This is a genomic window from Undibacterium sp. SXout20W, from assembly GCF_049340285.1.
GTDB lineage: Bacteria > Pseudomonadota > Gammaproteobacteria > Burkholderiales > Burkholderiaceae_D > Undibacterium.
Window position 1 is genome coordinate 47530 of sequence record NZ_JBMPPH010000028.1, and the last position, 6605, is coordinate 54134.

Genomic DNA, 6605 nt, shown 5'->3' on the forward strand with positions numbered 1-6605 from the left:
CAATGACACTGATGAATTGTTGGTTTTTACTGACCGTACACCCTCGTTGCTCAATATATCGGATCACTATTAACGATTTACTTTGTTTTTGCTTCCAGCGATTATATGTTCATCACCTTTTGGGATGCTTCCACGAGGGTGAGTCAGCATGATGCGCTTTATTGGTGCAAACGATACGGGCATTAAACTTGCTTAAAATAAAGTTGAAAAGCGCGGGTATATTGCTAGAAATTCCAAACTATTCAAAATTTAATTTGGTATAGGCGCGCTTACACTGTTTATTGTTGGGAATCTGAATTTGCCTGACCTTCAGTGAGGAGAGCTGATACGAGACGGATCTGTATCAGGTGCAAATAAGAAGTGAGACATACACAAAGGATGAACATGAATCTCAGAAAAACAAAATTAAATCTATCGCTTGCGTCACTGTATTCAAATTACCAGGGCGCAAAGCAAAATACTGGTACGGTGGTGTGCGCGATTGCAGCTAGTTCGCTGATCTTGGCTAATCCGGCGTGGGCACAGCAAGCTGGCGATACAAGTGCACCAGCAACGCCAGTTGCAAAGGCAGGCGCGCTCACTGATCAAATTCAGTCAATTAATATTACGGCGACTAAGCGTAAAGAAGATGCCAGCAAAGTGCCATTGAGCGTTTCCGTCATTGGTGGCGATGATCTGGTGGCACAGCACATCACTGATTTTGCAGATGCGACCCGTTCTATCCCGAATATTTCGTTCTCAGGTGGCGGCGGTGGCGGTAACGCCGGTAACGGTCCAGGCTTATCCAACGTAGAAATGCGCGGTATCAGTTCGGCGGCGGGTTCAGCTACCGTCGGCGTTTATCTCGATGATGTATCGATGACAGCAGGTAATTTGTACAGTATGGGTAGTGCAGAACCAAAATTCTTCGATCTGGATCACATCGAAGTATTGCGCGGACCACAAGGTACTTTGTACGGTGCGAGCTCCATGGGTGGTACGATCAAATTTATTTCGAATCAACCCAATACGAAAGTCAACTCGACCGATATTTACACTGAGGTCTCCTCGACCGCAGGCGGTGGTACCAATTACCTCGGTAATGTCGTGTTTAACAAAGTGTTAAAGCAGGATGAGTTGGCATTACGTATTGGTATTCAAACGGCACACAATAGTGGCTTTATAAAGCTTGCAGATCCTAATACGACAGCAGTGATCGCCAATGGTATCAATAATGAAGATGATGCGGTCGTCAGATTGGCGCTCAAATGGAATGTCACTAAAGACCTGACAGTAACGCCATCATTGTTCTATCAACGGGTGAAAACTGGTGACATTGATGTCGCTTATACGCAGACGCTCGCTGGTGCAGCGCTGCCTAAAAATACGACGAGTAAGACTGTCGGTGAGCCAGGCAAAGATGTGTTGACGGTGCCGTCATTAACTTTGAACTACGACACCGGCTTTGGTGATTTGACGTCAGTGACAAGTTACTTTAAGCGTAACTTCGATCGTACTCAAGATGGCACAACGGTGAATAGCTCGTACTTGGGTTCGCAGGTTGCGTCGACAATTCCGGCAATTGCGGGTACACCCTTCAGCGCTACTAATTCATTGGCAAATGTTGTTGGAAATCTGCCATCCGCGGTTTATTTGAACAATGGTGTGACGCAATTCTCTCAAGAGGTGCGTTTGCTATCTAAACCGTATGATCCAAATGTCTCACCTTACACTTGGTTGGTCGGGGCGTACGCATCGAATCAACATACGAGTGTGATCGACAACGAACCAATTTTCGGGATTAATGCGGCATTTAAAACGGCTGGCGTCAGTATCACTGATCCAAATGTGCTTGCTAATCCAGTGAGTGCTGGTTTTCCAAACGACAATTCTTACTATGCTGGTCGTTACTATCATGACACCCAGCAAGCGGTCTTTGGTGAAGGCAATTACTATTTTAGTCCTGCATTCCACGCCACCGTTGGCGCGCGTTATTTGAAAGCAAGTCAAACCTTCACGCGTAATGGTTTGTATTATTTCGCGAATGATACGACCAATGATGGCGTCGCGCACTCTACGCAGTCGTCGAGCGGGAATAAGTTGACGCCAAAACTGTCGTTGACCTGGGAAGTTGATAAGAACAATACCTTGTATGCGTCGGCCACCGAAGGTTTCCGGGTTGGTGGTTCGAATTTCCTGCTGCCACTCGGCTACTGTAATTTGAGTTCAGCCAATCCAACTTCTTATGGCCCTGATAGTTTGTGGAGTTACGAAGTCGGTAATAAATCGCGCTTCTTGAATAACACTTTGTCGGTAAATGCAGACTTGTTCTACATTAATTGGAAAAATCTGCAGCAAGCCATCAACATTCCAGCTTGCGGTTATGCATATAACACCAACGTTGGTAACGCGACCAGCTCCGGAGCCGAATTTGAAATTAAATTCAAACCTACGAAGAGCCTGGTATTGGATTTAGCTGTCGGTTATACCGATGCAACCTTGTCCGATAGTGCAGGTGCAAATGCAGGTGTGATTGGTGCGGTTAAGGGTGCCAGAGTGCCAGGCGTACCTAAGTACAATATGGCACTGACTGCCCAGTACAACTTCTTTGTTAATGATGACATTTATGGTTTTGCGAGAGCAGCTGGACATTGGACAGGTGCCAGCTATGGTGCGCTTGATTCAACCAATCCAGATTACCAACGTCCGTCTTATGCGACTTATGATGCGAGTGTTGGCTTGACACGTGATGTGTGGGAAGTGACTTTGTATGTTAAAAATCTCGCCAACAATCAGAGCGTGATTCAGCGTCCACAGGTTCAGGGAACGGCGAATGAAGTTTATCGTATTTCACCGAGAAACATTGGCGTGAGCCTCTCAGCCAAGTTCTAATTATGAAGTAAATTGGCCTGCCCCGCGTTTTTGATTAAAACGCGGGGCAATTTTTTTGTCTAAGATCGAATTGCATTGATAGAAAATCGCAGTGTTTTTGCATCGTATTCAAATAATTCTGCGTAGCGTCCCCAGTCCGTGACTGTACGTAAGGTACGATTGGCTTCCGCTGTGTTGAGGTGATCTTCCAGCTCAGACATAAAGCGGAGCCTCGGTGCCTGATGTTCTTCTCTATCATCCAATACGCGGCGTATATGGGCTGCCAGCGGCAGGAATTGCAATAAATGTTCGCGAAATAATTGTTTCCGGGCGTCCATGCCAGCTTGGGCAAAAATTTTACCCGATGCACTTAAACGTATCGTTCCTGCTTTCAGTTCTGCAAATCCAAGCAGATGCAGCGCTTCCGCCACCGGCATTAAAACATCCACTCCAAGCACAAATGGTCTGGCAAGCTTGGCTAATTCAGCTTCGCCATTAAAGGCGGGCGATTGCAATGTTTCAATCAATCCACAAAGGCGATTACTCGATGCACTGGGCAGCATTTGTGAGAGCCCACCGTGCAACTGGTGCTGTGCATCAATTGATTCGATAGCGCGTGAAGTGAGTATCGAATACACCTGGTCGACGATGGCATGAAAGTCAGGCGCAAGGCGATTCCGAGGTTGCTCTAACGGCACTTGAATTTCTGCGGCGATGCGGCCTGGATTAGACGCCAGAATCAAAATGCGATCACACATAAGTACGGCTTCTTCAATATTGTGAGTGACCATTAAAATGGATTTCATCGGCAGTTGATGACCCTGCCAAAGATCAAGTAAATCACTGCGCAAAATTTCTGATGTCAGGACGTCCAGTGCTGAGAAGGGTTCGTCCATCAATAGGATCGTTGGTTGTACCACCAGAGCGCGGGCAAACCCAACCCGCTGGCGCATGCCACCTGATAATTCTCTCGGATAGGCAGACTCAAAGCCATCCAATCCGATGACATCAATCGCCGCCAGAGCACGTTTGCGCTTGACGTCTGAAGGCAAGTCTAAAGCATCCAAACCTGCTTCAACATTTTCCAACACCGTCAGCCAAGGGAATAAGGCAAAGGTTTGAAAAACGACAGCAATCCCCTCTGCTGGTTCCGTTAGTGCTTTGCCGTTGTAGCGTACCTCGCCCGTTGTTGGAGGTATAAGCCCTGCCGCAATTCGAAGCAAGGTTGATTTGCCAGAACCAGAGCGTCCCAACAAACCAAGAATTTCGCCTGAACGAGCAATCACGTCGATATTTTCGAGCACTGGTAAATTGCCACCCTCCGGTTTTGAAAAGGTTTTGCCAACATGTTGTAAGGCAATAATCGCCTCATTAATTGTTTCGCTCATAGTCGATTTATTCCTCGTTCATGTCAGCATTTATATCCGCTAATCAAGCCGTGTCCTACGTTCAGCAAACGTATAGAGTGGGCGCCACAGCAAGCGATTCATCGCAATCACGAACAAAGACATGACGCTGATGCCCAATGCAATTTGTGGATAATTGCCAGCTTCTGTCATGCTTGAGATATAGGCACCCAAGCCTGCGCCATTTAATTTGGTCGATCCCCAATTCACTACTTCTGACACGATGCTGGCATTCCATGCGCCCCCAGACGCAGTGATGGCGCCAGTAACGTAATAAGGCAAAATCCCCGGAAGCATGACGTCGCGCCACCAACGCCAGCTTTTGATCCTGAAACTACGCGCCGATTCCAATAAGTCGCTGGGAAAAGCCGTGACGCCGGCAATCACATTAAAGAGGATGTACCACTGTGTACCCAAAATCATTAAGGGCGTTAGCCAGATGCGTGGATTGGCGTCATACCGTACAATCAGAAACACCGCCACCGGGAACATCAGATTCGCAGGGAATGCCGCTAAAAATTGCGCAAAAGGCTGCACAATTTGTGCCCATCGCGGCCTCAGACCGACTGCCACGCCGATCGGAACCCAGATGAACGTAGCAATCGTGATCAGTACGACGACTCTCAATAGCGTCAGTAAGCCGGCTTGGAAGACGGTAAGCAGATCGTTGAATGTCACCTCATTTTTAAAAAAATGTGCCAGTAACCCTATTCCATAAGCCAACGCTAGTAGTACCAAGGTCAACCACAGGCGATCAAGTAATTGACGTTGTGCAGCGGCTTGCGTTACCCGTGGAATTTTATCCAGCCAAGATAAACGCGCTCGACCAACATTTTGTAAATGACGGGTGATGCGGCTACTTGCCGGCTGCAAATAGCGTGTGCCGCTGATCAATGAAACGAGCCAGCTTTTCGCACTGACTTGTGCCGTCGTTTGTTCAAAACGGAATTTTTCAGCCCATGCAACTAAGGGGCGAAACAGCAGTTGATCGTATAAAAGAATGGTGATCGTCATGGCGAGAATCGCCCAGGCAATCGCACTCAGATCGCGGCGTTCAATCGCCGTGGCGACATATGAACCAATGCCAGGTAAGGTGATTTTTAATGTGCCCACCGTAATTGCTTCTGACGCAACGACAAAGAACCAGCCGCCCGACATCGACATCATCATGTTCCAGATCAACCCTGGCATGGCAAACGGTACTTCTAAGCGCCAAAATCGTTGCCATCCAGAAAAACGAAAACTGCGACACGCCTCATCTAAGTCATTTGGAATCATGCGTAACGACTCGTAGAAGCTAAACGCCATGTTCCATGCCTGACTTGTGAAAATGGCAAAGATAGCCGCCAGTTCTGGCCCAAGGACATTGCCTGGAAAAAGCGCGATGAAAAACACCGTCGTGAAAGACAAGTAGCCGAGCACCGGCACTGACTGCAACACGTCCAATAAGGGAATCAACACCAATGCCGCACGTCGACTCTTGGCGGCCAAGGTCGCATAGACAAATGTGAACACCAAAGAAGCCAACATCGCCGCTAGCATGCGCATGATCGTACGCAATGCATAGTTCGGCAAAGCCGATACAGACAAAGATATCTCAGGCTGATGTGCTTGCGTAAACGGCATGAGCATCTGGTGTGCACCCGAACCGAGTAAAGTAATAACCGTCAGTACCAAGACCACGGCAAAGACGTCACGCCATCCAGGTGCAACTTGATTGCCGTCATTTCTGACCACCATTGCGAGGCCTTGATGCATACGACTCCTATTGGAATGTCGATGAAAAATCGAAAGATTGGCCAGCAAAATCAAGTGCCGATCAAATTCCGATCATGTAGCGATGCGGTTGTTTTTTTAACCCAGTTGTAACGATGATCGCCAACTTATTGCTCGCAATGACCAACCACTAGCCATCTAAACACGTCTCGTTGGAAGGAACTGTGCTTTATCAGACGCATGTCTAACGTTTATCAAATGTTTATCAAAGCGCGAGAGTTCAGTGAGCTTAGGTGCTGTTTGTGGCAAGTTGATGACAAGAAGAAGGTTCTTTGATTTTCAACAAACCAGCACTATTGTTCAGACGCCAGTAACACGCCGTTGCCTTCAACGTGAGTATCGGATGATCAAATGGGATTAGTACTGTTGACTCTACGGAATTCAGGCATTGCGGTTCTCATGTTCATGACATCATTCATGAATTTCATCAAAAATCAAAAATCAAAAATCGGTAGTTGTCAACAAAGATGTCGCGTCAAGTCATGCTGCTAGCATTAGTTCCTCTGCCTGATTTCGTTTCGGATTCAGCCAGACCTCGTCCTTCAATTTCCAATCCCGCGTCGCACCAGACCA

3 protein-coding genes are annotated in these 6605 nt (G+C 47.4%); 1 reads left to right on the forward strand and 2 read right to left on the reverse strand.

Features of this window, described 5'->3' with window-relative positions; genetic code table 11:
* Nucleotides 1-384 precede the first annotated feature (384 nt).
* Entirely contained in the window at nucleotides 385-2871 is a 2487-nt protein-coding gene (locus ACO0K1_RS14075) for a TonB-dependent receptor (RefSeq protein ID WP_423026771.1), read from the forward strand.
* Between the two features lie 59 nt (nucleotides 2872-2930).
* On the opposite strand, the gene ACO0K1_RS14080 is transcribed toward ACO0K1_RS14075, so the two are convergent.
* Together ACO0K1_RS14080 and ACO0K1_RS14085 are read right to left on the reverse strand one after the other, a co-directional pair.
* A complete protein-coding gene (locus tag ACO0K1_RS14080) occupies nucleotides 2931-4238 on the reverse strand; it encodes a nitrate/sulfonate/bicarbonate ABC transporter ATP-binding protein (RefSeq protein ID WP_423026773.1) in 1308 nt (435 codons plus the stop codon).
* A gap of 39 nt (nucleotides 4239-4277) precedes the next feature.
* A complete protein-coding gene (locus tag ACO0K1_RS14085) occupies nucleotides 4278-6014 on the reverse strand; it encodes an ABC transporter permease (RefSeq protein WP_423026775.1) in 1737 nt (578 codons plus the stop codon).
* Nucleotides 6015-6605 lie beyond the last annotated feature (591 nt).